The sequence below is a fragment of the Shimia sp. Alg240-R146 genome (assembly GCF_947331465.1).
Taxonomy (GTDB): Bacteria; Pseudomonadota; Alphaproteobacteria; order Rhodobacterales; family Rhodobacteraceae; genus Shimia.
In genome coordinates, this window is sequence record NZ_CAMZOK010000001.1 from 1,459,889 (window position 1) to 1,477,855 (window position 17,967).

A 17,967-nucleotide genomic window follows, 5' to 3' on the forward strand; every position below is an offset into this window, starting at 1 on the left:
GCTCTTTGCCGCTTTGAAATAAATAAGGTGAAGAATGGAAGATACTTTGTACGTTGCTGAAACGGATGAATTCGGCGAGTTGGCTTGCGTTTGGGTGAGGCCCAAGGGCGCCAAGAGCGCACGGGTTTTTAACCCGTCCAAGGATTCATATGACCCGCAAAAGGCTGCCAATTTTTCAGGTTCTGCCGCTGCCAATATTATTGGTTGGTTGAAGGCCCAGTCTGAATAGACATTGGACCAATAAGTCGCCTCGGCAGTGTGCAAAGAAAGACTGTGCCCGCATTCTATGTTGGTCCTAGCAATCCCGGAAACAGACAGTGGGTCGATTTCGGTGAATTCTCATGCTGAGCTCTTTTTGGCCGAATATCGCGCCTGGCTCGGACGACTGCTAGAATACCTGTTACAACGACAGGCGCATTTCAGACTGCACGATAAAGCGATGAGCCCCAAGCTCCTGCAGAAGGGAAAACAAGGCGCTGTCAGCGGAATCGACATTGACCAAGGTTAGCGACCCGACTGTGGCTGCCGTAGCGATGACGTCTTCCAAAGCCGAAGTTTCGCTGGCGGCAATCTGATGCACGAGGCCACCTGCACCGATGATGACGCCGCCTCTGTCATGCAGGAACGACGTCAGCTGTGCGCCGCAAATGGTTTCCTTGGCATTCTGCCAAGTTGGCTTCCATGACGAATACCGCTGAATGATATTGGCAACGGTGCCGAAATCCGACAATTCGCATGAGGACCGATCGGGAGATGGATGATCAAGCCGGTAGCAATCGAGCTTTCTGGTCACAGCAAAGCCCAGCTTCCGATAAAGACGCTCCGCGCCAGTATTTCCCTCGATGACCTCGAGCCAGAAGCTATCGGTTCCGGAATTTTGCGCCGCTTGGATCGCCGCCTTGCCCAAACGGGACGCCAATCCCTGGCCTCTGGAGCCAATCCGAGTTCCGCTGCCGATCAGATACCGTTTGGTGCCGCGCTTTGCGACATTCCAAAAGCCCACGATGTCACCTTCTTCGACGGCGACAAAAGATGCTTCGGGGTCAAAGCCCCTCGAGGTCAGTGCGGCTCTGAACGTTGCCGCATCCGGTTGTAAGGGAACGATATAGTCAGAAAACGCGGCAAGCATGGCGCCGTGCAAGTCACCTAGATCAAGACCGGATTCAGAAAAGGAAACAATTCGTGTCATCTTCGTGCTTTCTTTAGACCTGCATCTAATTCTCTAACTAAACTCGGTCAACTCGGCATTTCTTGTTTATGGTTCGACACGTTTAAAACGGACACTCGCACAATCGCAGCGTAAGGGCGCCTAGAGCCGCAAAGCAGACTTAAGTTCAGTCCGCGGCGATTGTTCGGTTTCCTGTTCCCAGCACCGTTTGCGGACATACCCAAAAGAAAAGGCCGCCTCCAGTTTACCTAGAGACGGCCTTTTGATTTTCGAACGCCGTTTTTACAGGTTCGGGTACATCGGGAATTTGGCGCAAAGGTCTGCGACCTTGGCTTTGACGGATGCCTCAACCTCGGCATTGCCTTCTTCGCCATTAGCGGCCAGCCCGTCGACCACTTCGACAATCATGTCGGCAATTGCGCGGAACTCGTCTTCGCCAAAGCCGCGGGTCGTCCCTGCGGGCGTGCCAAGGCGAATGCCGGAGGTGACCATCGGCTTTTCGGGATCAAACGGGATGCCGTTTTTGTTGCAAGTGATGAACGCGCGCCCCAAGGCTTTCTCGGTGGCGTTGCCTTTTACGTTTTTGGGGCGCAAATCGACCAACATCACGTGGGTGTCGGTGCCACCGGTGACGATATCAAGGCCACCTTTCATCAGCTGATCGGCCAGAGCCACAGCGTTAGCGCGGACCTGCTTTTGATAGGTTTTGAACTCGGGACGCAGTGCTTCGCCAAAGGCGACAGCTTTGCCAGCGATCACGTGCATCAAGGGACCACCCTGAATGCCTGGGAAGATCGCGGAGTTCACTTTCTTGGCGATGGCCTCATCGTTGGTGAGGATCATGCCGCCGCGCGGGCCGCGCAGGGTTTTGTGGGTAGTGGTGGTGGCCACGTCTGCGTGCGGGAACGGCGAGGGGTGCTCGCCTGCCGCAACCAGACCGGCGAAGTGCGCCATGTCGACCATCAGATAGGCGCCCACGCTGTCAGCGATTTCGCGGAACTTGGCAAAGTCGATCTGACGCGGGATGGCGGAGCCACCGGCGATGATCAGCTTGGGTTTGTGTTCGGTCGCAAGTGCCTGCACCTGATCGTAGTCAAGCAGGCTGTCTTGTTGGCGCACGCCGTATTGGATGGCGTTGAACCATTTGCCGGATTGGTTTGGCTTGGCGCCGTGGGTCAGGTGGCCACCGGCGTCCAGCGACATGCCCAGAATGGTGTCGCCGGGCTGCAGAAGGGCGGTGAAAACACCTTGGTTGGCTTGGCTGCCGGAGTTGGGTTGTACGTTGGCGAAGTCGCACCCAAAGAGTTGTTTGGCGCGGTCGATGGCGAGGTTCTCGGCCACGTCGACATATTGGCACCCACCGTAGTATCGGCGACCGGGATAGCCCTCGGCGTATTTGTTGGTCAGCACGGAGCCCTGCGCCTCCATCACCGCCGCGGAGACGATGTTTTCGGAGGCGATCAGCTCGATCTCGTCGCGCTGGCGGCCCAGCTCGTCGGTCATCGAGGCAAAAAGCTCGGGGTCACGGGAAGACAGGGACTCTGTGAAAAAGCCGGCGTCGCGGGTCGCAGTCATGGATGCATCTCCAGATCAGGTGTTCACGTTGGCCGCTAGGTAAAGGAAAGATGACAGAGACGGAAGGTCATAAAACGACGCAATGTCTTGTCTGAACGCCGCGAATGGTGCAGGGGATAAACATATGCCGCCATAGGAAACATTGGCGCAGCTCGGAAACGATCTCGGCGGATTTGGTAGAGATGCAGAAAAGAATCGCCTTTTTGGCCAGCCGTGCCCCCGTGGCACAGACTGCGCGCGCGGCTTTGATCGGTCGATATGGCGATTGTGCGCCGGATGGTGCGGACGTGATTGTCGCCTTGGGAGGCGACGGTTTCATGCTCGCAACTTTGCATGACACACAGCATTTGCCTGCGCCGGTTTATGGCATGAACCGTGGCACCGTCGGGTTTTTGATGAACAGCTATGGCGAAGGCGATCTGTTGGAGCGGCTTGAGGCGGCAGAAGAAGAGGTGTTGAACCCGCTGTCGATGCGCGCGACCTGTGCGGACGGGACCATCCATGAGGCGCTTGCGATCAACGAGGTTTCGCTTTTGCGCGCGGGTCCGCAAGCGGCCAAGCTGCGCATAACGGTCGACGGACGGTTGCGCATGGAAGAGCTGGTTTGTGACGGCGCTTTGGTGAGCACGCCAGCGGGATCGACCGCGTATAACTATTCTGCACATGGACCGATCCTGCCGATCGGGTCGGATGTGCTGGCGCTGACAGCCATTGCGCCGTTCCGCCCGCGTCGCTGGCGCGGTGCGTTGTTGCCCAAGGCAGCACAGGTGCAATTTGACGTGGTGGAGCCGGAAAAGCGTCCAGTGATGGCGGATGCCGACAGCCGGTCGTTTGAAAACGTGACCTGCGTGGAAATTCGCTCCGAACCCTCGGTTGCGCATAAGATCCTGTTTGATCCGGGCCACGGCTTGGAAGAACGACTGATCCGCGAACAATTTGTGTAAGCCAAATGTGCGCCTTGCAGGCGCGCCGGTTGCCCTTGGGTTTTGCCGGCGACAGGCGCCTTTAAGCTAAGCGGTTCATCTGGTGAACAGGTGTATAGTGTGGCAATTGGCCATTTGCCAAGATCGACCGACGAATCGGGAGGACTGCGCGCGGTGTGGCGTCGAATTTCGGAGGCGTTGATTGCTGATCATGCAGCACCACTTGGAGGCCGTATCACATGACGACACTTTTCTTTGTCACCTTTCTGCTGCTGATATTGGTCGAACTGATCAAGGGGCTTAGCGCCAACGGTACGCCGCCAATTTTGCAGAAATTTGCGTGGCAAATGGATCTGGCGCATTTCATGTGGTCCAACATTCGGATGTTCCGCATAATCTTGGCCATCGCGCTGGTGGTCTTTGCATCACAAGCCATGGCCGTGGCGCCGGTGGCTGTGGTGTTGGGCACGCTCATTTTGGGCGCAGTTTGGGCGGGCATCTATTGGGTCTTCAACCACTTTTGGGTGGGTAAGGTGAAGTTCCTGCCGATTTCGCAAAAAGTGTTTGTGGGCGCGGGTGAGAACAAGGTTGATCCGCAGTTGCAAGTGGTCGGCGTGGAGCGCGATGGCGTGCAGAAGGCTTATCCGGTCAACATGCTATTTTATCACCACCAGATCACAGACGAGATCGCGGGTAAGCCGATCTGGGTCACTTATTGCGGGCTGTGCCGCTCGGGGCGGGTCTATGACATCGATGTGGACGGAGGCGGGCTCGCGTTCTCACTGGTCGGTGCAATCAGTTTTAACGCGGTGTTCAGTGACACCCGAACCGGCAGTTGGTGGCGTCAGGAAACAGGTGAGGCGGCCAAGGGGCCGATGCAAGGCCGGCAGTTGGAGGACATCGCCTTTGAGCAGATGAGTTTGGAAAACTGGCTGGCCAAATACCCGGACAGCACTGTGTTGCAATATGATCCGGCGTTTGTAGGCAAATACAACTTTTTGGCCAAGCTGCTGAACTATGAGGCGAGCTTGCCGGGTTGGCACCGGCAGGAGACGCCGCCACTGGTGATCGGGGTCGAAACCGGAGGTGCTGTGCGAGGGTATGACTGGGGCGAGTTGCAAAAAGCGCGGATGGTGATGGATCAAGTTGGTGAGACACCGCTGCTGGTTATGAGCGATGCGGCCGGCACGTCGGGGTTTGTTTATGATCGGCGCATTGACGGCGCTGCGCTGGAGTTTGAACGCGCAGACGGCGAACTGCGGGATTTGGGGACGGGGTCGGTCTGGGATGATTTTGGGCGCTGCGTTTTAGGCAAGTTGCAAGGCAAACAGCTTGGACAACTGCAAAGCTATCAGCAGTTCCTACGGGCCTGGATCACCTTTCACCCAGAGACCACGTTTTATACTTTCTGAGTGATACAGCCGAGGCAGGACGATGCTGCCCCGTCATTTCCCGGCGCCAAACGTCGGGGCCGTGATGCCATGCCGGTCCAGCGCTGCACCAATGCGAGAGGCGGCCTGACGCATGTCGTTCAAGCTGTCTAAGGCCAACACTTCTTCGAGGTTGGTGTCTTCGCGCAGCCAGAGGATGCTGAGCGTGCCGTGAATGCCGGACCGCGACAGGATCGGTACAGCAATTGCGGTAATGTCGGGGCCGGGGTCAAAGGCGTAATGCAGGAAGTAATCCGCGTCGCGAAGGCCATAGCCACGTTGGCGCGTTCGGTCCAGTTCTTCTTCCAGTCGGCCAGAGTCCAGCCATGGCCGGTTTTCCTTGATGTCCTGCAAGCGGATGGTTTGCACGTGAAATTCCCGCACTTCTGGGCTTGAAAACGCCAGAAAAGCGCGGCCGTGGGCAGAGCGCAGCATGGAAGGCCGAATGCCCAAGGAGGTACGCCCTGGCGCCATGGGGCCGCGAATTCGCGTGCTTTCGACGATTTCCATCTTGCCGGGCCCTATCAAAGCACAAAGGTCTGAGGGAAAGCCCAGCAATCGGCCCTTCATTTCCAACAAAATCGGCGCGGCGATTTCCGCCAGTGGGTGGGCGCGGGCGTTGGCGCCAAGCACCTCACCAAGCGAATGGGCGAGTTCGTAGTGACCTTCGACGATGTTGCGGCGCACCCATCCGCGGTCCTGCAAGGTTGCGAGATTGCGCAGCAAGGTGGCGTTGCTGAGTCCGGTCGCTGCCCGTAGATCCGCGAGCGTGGACAGTCCGAAATTTGACAGGTGTTCGACAATCGACAGCCCGCGATCGAGCGCGCGAATACGCTTTGGTCCGTCGAGGTCAGTCAATGGGTTCTCCGGTTCATCTGGTGAACTCATGAATAGCGTAGGCCAAGTCGGCTTGTCAAAGTGAGGAAACGAATCAGAAAAATGACACTGCGGGATTGCCCCCGCGACGGGGAAATTTGAAAGCCATGAATATCCTGTTCATCATGTATGACCAGCTGCGTTTTGACTATTTGTCCTGCGCGGGTCATCCGCATTTGCACACACCGAATTTTGATCGGGTCGCGGCCATGGGGGTGCGGTTTTCCAACGCTTATGTGCAATCTCCGGTCTGTGGCGGGTCGCGCATGTGTTTTTACACTGGGCGCTATGCGTCCAGCCATGGTGCTCAGTGGAACGGGTTTCCTTTGCGGGTGGGCGAACAGACGCTTGGCGATCATCTGCGCCGCGAGGGCATGGATTGCTGGCTGATTGGCAAGACGCATATGAAGGCGGATGCCGAAGGCATGGCGCGGCTGGGCCTGGCAGCCGACAGTATGATCGGCGCGCGGCAGGCGGAATGCGGCTTTGACGCTTGGGTGCGCGATGACGGGCTGTGGGGCTATGGGCCAGACGGTTTTTATGACGAAAAACGCTCGCCTTATAACGAGTATTTGAAGTCCAAAGGCTATGAGAGCGAGAACCCTTGGGCGGATTTTGCCAACTCCGGCGTTGAGGGCGATGAGATTGCCTCGGGCTGGATTTTCCGCAACGCCGACAAGGCAGCCAACATTCGCGAAGAAGATAGCGAGACGCCTTGGCTGACCACCAAGACAATCGAGTTCACCGAACAAGAACACGCGCGCCCGTGGTTGGCGCATGTCAGTTTCATCAAGCCGCATTGGCCCTATATCGTGCCCGCGCCCTATCATGACATGTATGGGGCGAACCACGTGCCTGCCGCAGTGCGCCACGATGTCGAGCGCGAGGACGCTCATCCGGTGTTTGGCGCCTATCAGGGCAACAAGATCGCACAGGCGTTTCAGCGCGATGAGGTGCGCCAAAAGGTGATCCCGGCCTATATGGGGCTGATCAAGCAATGCGACGATCAACTGGGCCGGCTGTTGGACCACTTGGAAGCGACGGATCAGTTGAGCAGCACCATGATCGTGCTGACGTCCGATCATGGCGATTACCTTGGCGATCATTGGTTGGGTGAGAAAGATCTGTTCCATGAGCCATCGGTCAAGGTGCCGATGATCATCTATGATCCGCGCGTGCAAGCGGATGCGAGTCGAGGCAGCACCTGTGATGCGCTGGTGGAATCCATCGACCTGGCTGCGACATTTGTTGAGGCCGCAGGCGGCAAAGTGCCGGACCATATCATCGAGGGTCGGTCGTTGATGCCGTGGTTGCGGGGCGAAACTCCGGATTGGCGGGATTACGCGATCAGCGAGTTTGACTATTCCGCCACGCCGCAAGCCGTGAAGCTGGGGTTGGAACCGCGCGATGCACGGCTGTTCATGGTGTTTGATGGCCGTTTCAAGCTGATGCATGCCGAAGGTGGGTTCCGCCCAATGTTGTTTGATCTGGCCGAAGACCCCGAAGAATTCCACGATCTGGCCAAGGGCGACGCCCATGAGGCCGAGATCGACCGGCTATATGACCATTTGGCGGAGTGGGGTCGACGGATGAGCCAGAGGGTGACCCGTTCGGACGACGACATCCGCGCGATGCGCGGCCGTTCCATGCGACGGGGTATTTTGCCGTTTCTGGCTGACGGCACGGAAGTCGATGAAGAGCTCTTGTCCAAATATCGGGGCAAGGCAAAGCAGAGGTACACACCGCAATGACAGCCCATCCTGATCTGATCGCGCAAGGCGAGCAAACCCGCAAAGACATCATAGAGCTGGCGCCCGGTATCTGGACCGCTGTCGGCTATGCGGCATCAACCGTGCACATGATCGAAGGGGCGGAGACCGTCACCATCATCGATACAACCGAGACCACGAAGGCGGCGGAGAACGTCTTCGCCGAGTTTCGCAAGCTGACTGACAAACCGGTGGGGCGGATCATCCTGACCCACAGCCATCGGGACCATATTTCAGGCGCAAGCGTGTTTGCCGAAGGGCGCGATGTTCCGGTGATTGCGTCGCATCTGTTCAAATCCGATCTGGTGGATGTGGACGAGAGCGCGATCGCCGCCAATAAAGCGTTGATGCGGCGCACGATGATGCAATTTGGTATCGGGCTGGCACCTGAGCAGCGCATCAGTCTGGGAGTTGGCCCCGGAGATCGTCCGATGGAAGGCATGGGGGCAGGCTTCATCGCGCCCACACAGTTGATTTCGCAGGATTGCGAGATTGACCTGGACGGAGTTGCCGCGCGTCTGATGCATGCGCCGGGTGAGACAGACGACCATTTGGTGGTCTGGTTGCCAGATTTGAAAATCCTGTTTTCCGGGGACAACTGGTACCACGCCTTTCCTAACCTCTACGCCATTCGCGGCACGCCGTACCGCGATTTTCAGGCTTGGGCCGACAGTCTGACGCTGATGGCCGACCTTGGGGCCGAGACTATGGCGCCAGGCCATACGCGTCCGGTTGTGGGCGCAGAAAACGTGGTTGATGTGCTCACATCAACCCGCGACGCAATCCTGTACGTGATGCGCGCCACCGCCGACGGCATGGACGCAGGTCAGTCGCTGGATGACATCTGCGCGGCGATGGCCTTGCCTTCCGAGATCGCAGACAAGCCGTGGCTGAAAGAGTTTTACGGCAAGGCCGCGTGGTCGGCGCGGGCTTTTGCGACGGGCACTTTGGGGTGGTATGATGGCAACCCGACCCACCTTGGCACGCTGTCCAGCGCGACGCGGGCAGGCCATGTGGCGGAGCTGGCAGGTGGCGTTGAGGCCTTGATGGCCAAAGCGCAGGACACGGACGACATGCAATGGCGGTTGGAGCTTTGTGATCACCTGATCGCGCTGGGCGCACCCGCAGAAACGCTCAAGGCCGACACGATGGAAGCGCTTGCAGAAATCGAGATCAATGCCACTGCGCGCAACACGTATTTTTGGGGTGCAAAACAACTGCGTGACAAGATTGAGGGCCGAGGATGAGCCATCCGATCCAAGTTCCGGGTTTCCACAAAAAGGTAGCCGACATTGCGTCGTTCCTGTTTGTGCTGCTGATCCTGATCTTTGCGGCATCGGGGCCAATCAGCGATTTGGTTCGCTGGGTGATTGAGACGACCACGCCGGGGTTTGACGAGCTGTCGCGTCGCGATCAGCGCCTGTTGCTCAAGACCCATTGGCTGGGCGCGGCATACCGCACGATCGAGCAATCGCTCCTAACCCCGACAGGAATGATACTGGGTCTGCCGTTGGCGTTTGGTTTTGTGATTATGTCGCTGACCATGCACAAAACCGCTTGGATCAACTGGGCGCTGGCCGGTGTCTCAATTGTGGTTTTTGCGTTCTGGATCTCTAACCTGTTTGCCATCGACGGCGGGCTGTTGCCCACGGCGCGGTCGATAGATTACCTGCTGTTCCCGCTGATAACAGCGATCACGCTATATATGACATGGCGCGTCTATGGAACGTTCATCGTCGGGTTCTGTCTGTTCTGGGTGATCTATTTCTTTGTGCGTGGCTACCTGCCTGAATGGACCGGAATTTTTGCGGGATCCGAAAGCACATTTGCGCAGAGCATGCGCTCGATGGTGCTGAATTTCTGGGCCCAGACGGGTGGCATGTTTGGCCAGCCAATCCAGGTTGTGTCGGGCAATGTGTTGATCTTTATCGTCTTCGGGTCTGTGTTGATGGCCAGCGGGGCGGGGGACTTGTTAATGAAGGTCGCCAACCGGCTGACCGGTGGTTTGACCGGCGGTGCAGCGCACGCGGCGGTGGCGTCTTCCGCACTGTTTGGCACCCTGTCGGGCGCGGCGATTTCCAACGTCGTTTCAACCGGTGTGATGACTATTCCGGTCATCAAGCGCTCTGGTTTCAAACCGGCGTTTGCCGCAGCTGTTGAGGCTGCGGCGTCGACCGGTGGGCAGGTTATGCCGCCGGTGATGGGGGTCGTGGCCTTTTTTGTCGCCGGCCAAATCGGGCTGGAGTATCGCTATATCGTTATCGCGGCGATCATTCCCGCGGCGTTCTACTACCTTGGCACCTTTATGACGGTCTATTTCGAGGCCCGCCGTCAAGGTGTGGGACCGCTGCCCAACGATCAGCGGCCAAAGTTGAGCCGACCGGATCTGTTGCAATGTCTGGTGTTTGTCGTGCCGATCTTTGTGCTGAGCTACTTCCTGTTTGCGCAGCCATCAGTGCCCAAGGCCGGTTTCTTTGGTTTTGTGGCCGCGATCCTGAGTGCGCTGATCCTTTTTCCATCCTTTCGGGACCGCAAAAAGGTCTATCGGGCCTTTGTTGAAGGCGGGCGGATGTCGGCCTCGATCATCCTGATCGTTGCTGCTATCGGCCTGATCGTCGGGCTGATCCAAGTCTCAGGGTTTTCGGGGCGGCTGTCGCTTTTGCTGGCGCAATTGTCCCAAGGACCGCTGTTTTTGACCCTTGTTGTGGTTGCGCTGGGCTCGATCGTTTTGGGCATGGGCCTGCCGCCGGGGGCGACCTATTTCATCATCGTTATCGCGCTGTCCTCGGGCATCGAGGCGGTCGGCGTGGCGCCTTTGACGCTGCATCTGTTTGTGGTGTTCTTCGCGGTAATTTCCACGGTAACGCCACCTGTGGCGCTGGCCGCCTTTGCCGCGGCCCCGATTGCGGGCGCGGATCCGGTGCGCACCGGATTTCAGGCCGCAAGGCTGTCGCTTGCGGGGTTCCTGATCCCATTTGTTTTCGTTTATCACCCCGCGATCCTATACAAACTTCAGGTCATGTTTGCGTGGTTCGGAGAGGAGTTACCGCAATCGCGCGCCATGATCGATATCACCACAGTCACATGGTTTGACCTTGGATGGATCGTGCTGGCCATGACCATTGCCCTTTGGCTTTTGACCTCAGCCCTGACGGGATTTGAGAAAAACCGCCTGAACCCCGTTGAAAGGGTTTTGCGTGCGGGCGTTGGTTTGTTGCTGCTTGTGCCGAACATGGCAATTGCCGGTTCTGCGCTGGGTGCAGCCATCGCATTGATCGTTGTGCATCGTTTCTTGAAAGGCGATCCGTCGCCGATTGACGCGATGACGAAAGACTACGCATTAAATCAGGGAGGATAATCATGCGTACTACAATCCTGGCGGCGACTGCCGCGATGGCCCTTGGGCTCGCTCCGCTTCAGGCGGAAGAGGAAACGTTGAAAATGGCCACGATCGCGCCCAGCCTGAGCGCCGCGATTACCATGGCCACGTTTGCCAACATCGTGAATGACCACGTGGAAGGCACCGAGATCGAAGTGTCCGGCGGTGGCGCAGCGACGCTCCACATGGTCGAAGTGGCGCGCGGCAACCTTGATCTGTCGATGACCAGCCCGGTTGTTTACAACCTGATGTCCAGCGGCAAGGCGATGTATGCCAAAACGCCCGAAGCACCGGAGCTGGCAAAGAACCTCAAGCTTTTGATGTGGTACCCTTACGGCGCTTATCACTTCACCGTACGGGCAGACAGCGACATCAAAACGCTGGATGATCTTGAAGGCTCGACCGTCTTCTTGGGGCCAACTGGCGGCGGAGCCTATAATGGCGCCAAAGGCTGGATCGCGTCCACAACCGGGCTTGTAGCCGGTGAGGATTATGAAGCGATCAAAGCCAATTGGCAGACAGGTTTCCAAGCCTTTATGGACGGCAAGATCGACGTCTACGTCACCGGCTGTCTTGATCCTTGTGGTCAGTTCATTCAGATCACAGAAACCGAGGAAATCCGTTTCCTTGAGCCGGAAAGCCATGAAGGCGAAGCGGTCGACAAGTTTCTGGGCAAGTTCCGCGCACGTGAAGATATCCCGGCCGGACTTTATGATAGCCAGATGAACGAAGGGCCTGTCACGTCTTGGGGCACCCATGTCGGTGTTGGCGTCCGCGCTGATCTGGATGAAGAGATTGTTTATAAGATCACCAAGGCGTTTTGGGACAATGTCGGTCAGGTGTCATCTGACGCACCTTGGGCCAAACGTTTGAGCGTGAAAGAAGCGGCGCTGAAACTGGGTATGATGGAGTTGCACCCCGGTGCGGCACGCTATTACCGCGAAGTTGGCGTGATCGACTAAGCCAAATTCCGGCGCCGGTCACCTCCGGCGTCGGATTATTCGATTTACGACATCAAAGATCCCGTAGGGGATTCCCACAACATCCAATTACATGAGGCCTTGACCCATGCGCGTTGCATTGACGGGAGGCGCCACCGGTATCGGCGCGCAAGTGGCGGAAAAACTCAAGGCTGGCGGTCATGAGGTGACGGCCTTTGACATTTCCGAGCCTGCGGCGGCAGTTGATCGCTGGATACAGACCGACCTTAGCGATTCGGCGTCGATTGCGGCTGCGGTTGCTGCTGCGACGGGGCCTTTTGATGCGCTTATCAACAACGCGGGTTTGCCTCCGCGCGAAGGCCTGGAAGAGAAGATCTTGCAGGTGAACTATTTCGGATTGAAGGCCTTTCTGGATGGCATGCTCGAAAAGCTCGCTCCAGGTGCGGCCATCGTCAACACGGCCTCGCGCGCTGGGGCGATGTGGCGTCAGAACCTGGATGAAGTCAAAGCCTTGATGGCGATTGGCCCTGACGATGTGCCGAAATTCATCGCCGAGCGGTCGATGGGGGCCACCCGCGCCTATAACCTGTCAAAAGAGGCGGTGATCGTGCTGACCATGGCGGAGACCGAGACCATGATAGCCCGTGGGATCAGAATGAATTCGGTCAGCCCTGCTGCGGTCAGCACCGGTATTCTTGATGATTTTGTTGCCGCATTTGGTGAGAAGGTCGCGCAAAATATCGCCCGCGTCGGACGACCCGGGCTGCCGGAAGAAGTGGCTGATGTGATCCTGTTTCTTATCAGCCCGCAGAGCAATTGGCTGCGCGGCACGGATATCGTGATTGATGGCGGCATGGGTGCTTTGGCGCAAACCGATATGCTTGGGCTGAAGTGAAGGATGCTCTTTTCTTTGATTGCTCAGAGCTGCGCGGATGCATGGCACGCTGGCATTGGCAAAAAACAATCAGCCAGATCGTGACCCGCGCGCGTTAATGATTTAAGCTCTTTGAAAACTAAATGTGGGCATAAGATCCACATCCGACAAAGAGGTATAGCAGTCGTGCAGGATTTTATTGCGAATTACCTGGACTATGTCCGGGGTTTCTTGGGGTCGATTTTTAACCCAAGGCAGCGAATATTTGTGCTGTATTTGGCGACGTCGATGATCTTTGCCTTCGGCGTCTACCTCGCGGCTCGAAAAGCGAAGCAAACCGAAGCCGCGTCATTCCTGAGCTTTCTGTTCCCCAAGTCGGTTTGGAGCCATCCGTCGGCTTGGCTGGATGTACGCTATTTCTTCTTTCACAAACTGATTGGTCATTTCCTTCTGTTGGGCGTTCTGGCGGCGGCGATGGCCTATGTCTTCAAAGGTATCACCGGTTCGCACATGACCCAATTGCCGGCCACGGTGGATGGCGGCGTGGGGCTGGGCATTGTGCTGATCTATATGTTTGTCACGGTTCTGGTTGGCGATTTGATTGGCTATATCGTGCATTATTTACAGCACAAGGTCCCGATCCTGTGGGAATTTCACAAGGTTCACCATTCCGCCGAGGTGATGCATCCGCTGTCCAATTATCGGGAACATCCGGTCGACAACCTGTTCTATTTGCTGGCGATTGGTGTCGGATATGGGGTGGTCACCGGTGTGACGTATAACCTGATTGGTGTGTTGCCAAACAAAATCACCATCATCGGCGTGCCGGTTTTGATGTTCCTTTTCAATGCCTTCGCCTACAATCTTCGGCACAGTCACATCTGGCTGCGTTGGCCGGGCAACTGGTCCAAGGTCTTCCCGTCTCCGGCGCATCATCATGTGCATCACAGCTGTCATCCCGATCATTGCGACAAGAACTTTGCCTTTATGTTTCCGATGTGGGACGTGATTTTTGGCACCTACACCATGCCCGAGGACAATAGGGACGTGAAATTTGGTGTTCTGGGAATGAAGTCGATGGAGATGGACAGCGTCTGGAAGCTTTACGCTATGCCGTTTGCCAAAGCGGGTCGCAGACTTAAGCGCGGGGCGGCGGAGAAGAAACCGCGCTCGCCCGCAGAATGAGGACATAGTCCAAGGGCGGCGCGGGGCGCGGCCTTTGGAGGTCGCTATGGTTTAGGCAGCTGCTCCGGCTTCTTCTTCGGCCGCCAAGGTCTCATAGTATCGGCGTACTGCCGCCCGTCGGCGAAGAATGACGAAAACGACCAGCCCCAGCAGAACAATGACGCCGCCAACAAGGGCCATGAAGGTGTAGCCGCGGGCGCGGTCGATGATTTGTGCTGCGGTCATTTCTGGCGCAGCGGGCACGTCTGCGGCGATGTCGCCGTCGGCTTGTGCCTGCACCAGTTGGAGGCCGGTGAGGGTAAAGTAGTCGTCAGACAGACATTGGTTTGGGGCAAGCACATAGCCTTTGGAAGTCACCCAAACGCCCTGTCCCAAGAGGCTGCGGCCTTGGGCCAGATGACACAGATCCAAGGCGGCACCGTTCATGTCGGTCAGGCCGGTTTCATCCACAAATGTCAGCGACAAAGAGGTTCCAAACGTGGGCGTGTCCTGCGCCACGGCCTGTGTTGGTCCGGTGACGGCAAAGAGAATTGTCAATAAAAACAGTCCGAACGCGCGCATAGATGCCTCCAATTGATGAAAGTGTCCTGCGACCGCAAGTCGGAGAACGGGTTTGAAGTAGTCTGCGACAGATTGGCCGGGCACTGTGCGATGGCTGAGGCGGGATCGTGAAAAAACAAAGGCGGGCCAAAATGACCCGCCTTTTCATAGGTATGTTGTGCAAATTAGCTGTGGATCGCGCCGTCACCACAGGCAAGTGCCGCTTCGCGCACGGCTTCGGAGAAGGTCGGGTGCGCGTGGCAGGTCAAGGCGATGTCCTGCGCCGATGCGCCGAATTCCATGCCGACACAGATCTCGTGGATCAGGTCGCCAGCGCCGGGTCCGATGATCGCGGCGCCAAGAATACGGTCGGTTTCTTTGTCCACGATCAGCTTCACAAAGCCTTCGCCCTGATGCACAGCCTTTGCGCGGCCGTTGCCCATGAAGTTGAACTTGCCGACCTTGATCTTGCGACCTTCGGCTTTCAACGCGGCCTCGGTGGCGCCGACAGTGGCCACTTCAGGCGTGGTGTAGACCACGCCGGGGATCACGCCATAGTTCACATGGCCATGTTTGCCAGCGAGCACTTCGGCCACGGCCATACCTTCGTCTTCGGCTTTGTGGGCCAGCATCGGGCCTTCGATCACATCACCGATGGCGTAGACGCCGGGCACGTTGGTGGCCCATTTGGCGTCCGTGGCGATCTGGCCGCGTTCGGTCAGCTTCACGCCCAATGCGTCAAGGCCAAGGCCCTCGGCATAGGGTTTGCGACCCGTGGCAACCAGCACAACGTCAGCGTCCAGTACCTCTTCGGTGTCCGGTGCTTTCTTGGTAGCGTATTTGACTTTGGCTTTGGTTTTGGTGGTTTCGACACCAGACACAGCCGCGCCCATTACGAACTTAAGACCTTGTTTTTCAAGGATACGCTTGAAGGTGCGTTGCACGTCCGCGTCCATGCCAGGGCACACCGCGTCCATGTATTCCACGACCGTTACGTCAGCGCCAAGACGCGCATAGACTGAGCCAAGCTCGAGGCCGATTACGCCCGCGCCGATCACGGCCATCTTCTTGGGCACTTTGGGCAGTTCCAGCGCGCCGGTGCTGTCCACGACGATGCCTTTGTCGTTGTCGACCTCAACACCCGGCAGGGATGACGGCACGGAGCCCGAGGCAATCACGATGTTTTTGGTGGCGTGGACGTCATCGCCAACTTTGACCTGACCTGCGGCAGGGATCGAGGCCCAGCCCTTGAGCACGGTGATCTTGTTCTTTTTCATCAGAAAATCGACGCCGGATGTGTTCTGGCTGACCACGTCCTGCTTGTAAGATTTCATCTGGTTCCAGTCGACCGACTGGGTTTTGCCCTTCAGGCCCATCGAGGCGAAGTTGTGCTCTGCTTCGTGCAGCATGTGGGTCGCGTGTAAAAGCGCCTTTGAGGGGATACAGCCGATGTTGAGGCAGGTGCCGCCGAGCGTTTCGCGGCCTTCGACGATGGCCGTCTTGAGGCCCAGTTGGGCGCAGCGGATGGCGGACACATAGCCGCCGGGGCCAGCGCCGATGATGATGACGTCATATTGGGACATGGGTCATTTCCTTTGATTTGGGACGGACGAATTCTGGGGTCTGCGTCGCGTCGGTATTACGTCGGTATCGTGACTGTGGAGGTCACGTCAATTCTAGGGAGGGAAAGACAGCTTTTCGCTTTGGTCACAGCAGACATGTCTTGCTACCGAATGAGGTGCCGCTGACAAAAATGAACGGCGGAGAAAAAGAGGGGCGCCAGATCAAGTGATCGGCGCCCCGTATCAGATCAGAGATCCATCAGCAGGCGGCGTGGATCTTCGAGCGCTTCTTTCACGCGTACGAGGAAGGTCACGGCGCCTTTGCCGTCGACGATGCGGTGGTCGTAGCTGAGTGCCAGATACATCATCGGGCGGATCACAACTTCGCCGTTGATCGCCATCGGGCGGTCCTGGATTTTGTGCATGCCAAGGATGCCGGATTGTGGCGGGTTCAGGATCGGCGAGGACATCAGCGAGCCGTAGACACCGCCGTTGGACAGGGTGAACGTGCCGCCCTGCATTTCCGCCATCGACAGTTTGCCGTCACGGGCGCGGCGGCCTTTTTCAGAAATCGCTTTTTCGATCTCGGCGAAAGACATGCTGTCGGCGTCTCGGATCACAGGCACAACCAGACCGGTGGGCGTGCCAGCGGCGACACCCATGTGCACGAAGTTTTTGTAGACGATGTCGGTGCCGTCGATTTCGGCGTTCACTTCGGGCACTTCTTTCAGTGCATGACAGCAGGCCTTGGTGAAGAAGGACATGAAGCCCAGACGCACTCCGTGCTTTTTCTCGAACTGGTCTTTGTACTGGCTGCGCAGCGCCATGACCTCGCCCATGTCGACCTCGTTATAGGTGGTCAGCATGGCGGCGGTGTTCTGGCTCTCTTTCAGACGCTTGGCGATGGTCTGACGCAAACGGGTCATTTTCACGCGCTCTTCGCGGGATGCGTCGTCGGCGGAGATCGGTGCGCGTGGTGCGGCAGCGGCGGCAGGTGCCGGGGCTGCGGCTGGGGCCAGTGCGGCTTTCATCACGTCTTCTTTCATGATGCGGCCATCGCGGCCTGTGCCGGTGACAGCAGCCGAATCGATGCCTTTTTCCGCCATCATCTTGTTGGCAGAGGGCGCGTTTTCGACATCTGCGGACGCCGCAGGCGCGGCAACAGCGGCAGGCGCAGCAGCCGGGGCGGCGCTTGCCGTGGCGCCGCCGATCACGGCGAGTTTGGCAGAGGCGTCAACCGTGGTGCCTTCGGGCGCGACGATCTCGCTCAGCACACCGGCCGCAGGGGCAGGCACTTCGACGGAGACTTTGTCGGTTTCCAGCTCACAGAGCATCTCGTCTTGTGCGACGGTGTCGCCCACAGCTTTGAACCAAGTGGAGACGGTGGCCTCGGTCACGGATTCGCCAAGGGTCGGGACCATCACGTCGACTGCGTCGCCGCCAGATGCTGCCGCACCCGGATTTCCGGTGTCTGTGCCTTTGGCGACAGGAGCCGGTGCCGCGCCTTCGCCTGCGTTGATCATCGCGAGCAAAGCATCAACGCCCACGGTTTCGCCTTCGGCTGCAACGATCTCGCCCAGAACGCCAGCAGCAGGGGCAGGGACCTCAACGGTCACTTTGTCGGTTTCCAGCTCGCAGAGCATTTCGTCGACAGCAACCGCGTCTCCGGGTTTTTTGAACCAAGTGGCGACGGTGGCTTCGGTGACGCTTTCGCCAAGGGTGGGGACTCGTACTTCGGTCATGGA

At 57.8% G+C, this 17,967-nt stretch carries 15 protein-coding genes; 9 read left to right on the forward strand and 6 right to left on the reverse strand.

The window, feature by feature from the left end; translation table 11 throughout:
• Nucleotides 1-34: 34 nt before the first annotated feature.
• Nucleotides 35-229, forward strand: coding sequence for a hypothetical protein (locus PG871_RS07035; protein WP_270727666.1), 195 nt, complete (start codon nt 35-37; stop codon nt 227-229).
• A gap of 171 nt (nt 230-400) precedes the next feature.
• Here the strand turns inward: PG871_RS07035 and PG871_RS07040 are convergent, their stop codons facing one another.
• Both PG871_RS07040 and glyA read right to left on the reverse strand, forming a co-directional pair.
• Nucleotides 401-1,189: a GNAT family N-acetyltransferase gene (locus tag PG871_RS07040; RefSeq protein WP_270727668.1), complete on the reverse strand. Its 789-nt coding sequence runs from the start codon at nt 1,187-1,189 to the stop codon at nt 401-403.
• A 261-nt stretch (nt 1,190-1,450) separates the two neighbouring features.
• Nucleotides 1,451-2,743: a serine hydroxymethyltransferase gene (gene glyA / locus PG871_RS07045; RefSeq protein WP_270727671.1), complete on the reverse strand. Its 1,293-nt coding sequence runs from the start codon at nt 2,741-2,743 to the stop codon at nt 1,451-1,453.
• 182 nt (nt 2,744-2,925) lie between these two features.
• Here glyA and PG871_RS07050 point away from each other — a divergent pair, with 182 nt between their 5' ends.
• Together PG871_RS07050 and PG871_RS07055 are read left to right on the forward strand one after the other, a co-directional pair.
• Complete coding sequence (locus tag PG871_RS07050; protein WP_270727674.1) at nt 2,926-3,687, forward strand: NAD kinase; 762 nt, start codon at nt 2,926-2,928, stop codon at nt 3,685-3,687.
• A 218-nt stretch (nt 3,688-3,905) separates the two neighbouring features.
• Complete coding sequence (locus PG871_RS07055) at nt 3,906-5,078, forward strand: DUF3179 domain-containing (seleno)protein (protein WP_270727677.1); 1,173 nt, start codon at nt 3,906-3,908, stop codon at nt 5,076-5,078.
• Nucleotides 5,079-5,111: 33 nt separating this feature from the next.
• Here PG871_RS07055 and PG871_RS07060 read toward each other — a convergent pair whose 3' ends face one another.
• A complete protein-coding gene (locus PG871_RS07060; protein WP_270727680.1) occupies nt 5,112-5,984 on the reverse strand; it encodes a helix-turn-helix domain-containing protein in 873 nt (290 codons plus the stop codon).
• Nucleotides 5,985-6,079: 95 nt separating this feature from the next.
• On the opposite strand from PG871_RS07060, the gene PG871_RS07065 reads away from it, so the two are divergent.
• The 6 genes from PG871_RS07065 to PG871_RS07090 all read left to right on the forward strand — a co-directional run bounded on the left by PG871_RS07065 (nt 6,080) and on the right by PG871_RS07090 (nt 14,120).
• The gene (locus PG871_RS07065) at nt 6,080-7,723 is read left to right on the forward strand and encodes a sulfatase-like hydrolase/transferase (RefSeq protein WP_270727684.1); all 1,644 of its coding nucleotides are present in this window, start codon (nt 6,080-6,082) and stop codon (nt 7,721-7,723) included.
• Nucleotides 7,720-8,988 (forward strand): alkyl/aryl-sulfatase, encoded by a 1,269-nt coding sequence (locus tag PG871_RS07070; protein WP_270727687.1) that lies wholly within the window; start codon nt 7,720-7,722, stop codon nt 8,986-8,988. Before PG871_RS07065 ends, PG871_RS07070 begins: the two co-directional genes overlap by 4 nt.
• A complete protein-coding gene (locus PG871_RS07075; RefSeq protein WP_270727690.1) occupies nt 8,985-11,099 on the forward strand; it encodes a TRAP transporter permease in 2,115 nt (704 codons plus the stop codon). The genes PG871_RS07070 and PG871_RS07075 overlap by 4 nt, the downstream gene beginning before the upstream one ends.
• Before the next feature lie 2 nt (nt 11,100-11,101).
• Nucleotides 11,102-12,082, forward strand: a complete 981-nt coding sequence (locus tag PG871_RS07080; RefSeq protein ID WP_270727693.1) for a TAXI family TRAP transporter solute-binding subunit — start codon at nt 11,102-11,104, stop codon at nt 12,080-12,082.
• A 106-nt stretch (nt 12,083-12,188) separates the two neighbouring features.
• Nucleotides 12,189-12,956 (forward strand): SDR family oxidoreductase, encoded by a 768-nt coding sequence (locus PG871_RS07085; RefSeq protein ID WP_270727696.1) that lies wholly within the window; start codon nt 12,189-12,191, stop codon nt 12,954-12,956.
• 267 nt (nt 12,957-13,223) lie between these two features.
• Complete coding sequence (locus PG871_RS07090) at nt 13,224-14,120, forward strand: sterol desaturase family protein (RefSeq protein ID WP_270727699.1); 897 nt, start codon at nt 13,224-13,226, stop codon at nt 14,118-14,120.
• Between the two features lie 51 nt (nt 14,121-14,171).
• On the opposite strand, the gene PG871_RS07095 is transcribed toward PG871_RS07090, so the two are convergent.
• From PG871_RS07095 to odhB, 3 genes are all read right to left on the reverse strand, one after another.
• Nucleotides 14,172-14,657: a hypothetical protein gene (locus PG871_RS07095; RefSeq protein WP_270727703.1), complete on the reverse strand. Its 486-nt coding sequence runs from the start codon at nt 14,655-14,657 to the stop codon at nt 14,172-14,174.
• Nucleotides 14,658-14,845: 188 nt separating this feature from the next.
• Nucleotides 14,846-16,243, reverse strand: coding sequence for a dihydrolipoyl dehydrogenase (gene lpdA, locus PG871_RS07100; RefSeq protein WP_270727705.1), 1,398 nt, complete (start codon nt 16,241-16,243; stop codon nt 14,846-14,848).
• Nucleotides 16,244-16,470: 227 nt separating this feature from the next.
• The gene (gene odhB / locus PG871_RS07105; protein ID WP_270727708.1) at nt 16,471-17,964 is read right to left on the reverse strand and encodes a 2-oxoglutarate dehydrogenase complex dihydrolipoyllysine-residue succinyltransferase; all 1,494 of its coding nucleotides are present in this window, start codon (nt 17,962-17,964) and stop codon (nt 16,471-16,473) included.
• Between the last annotated feature and the right edge of the window lie 3 nt (nt 17,965-17,967).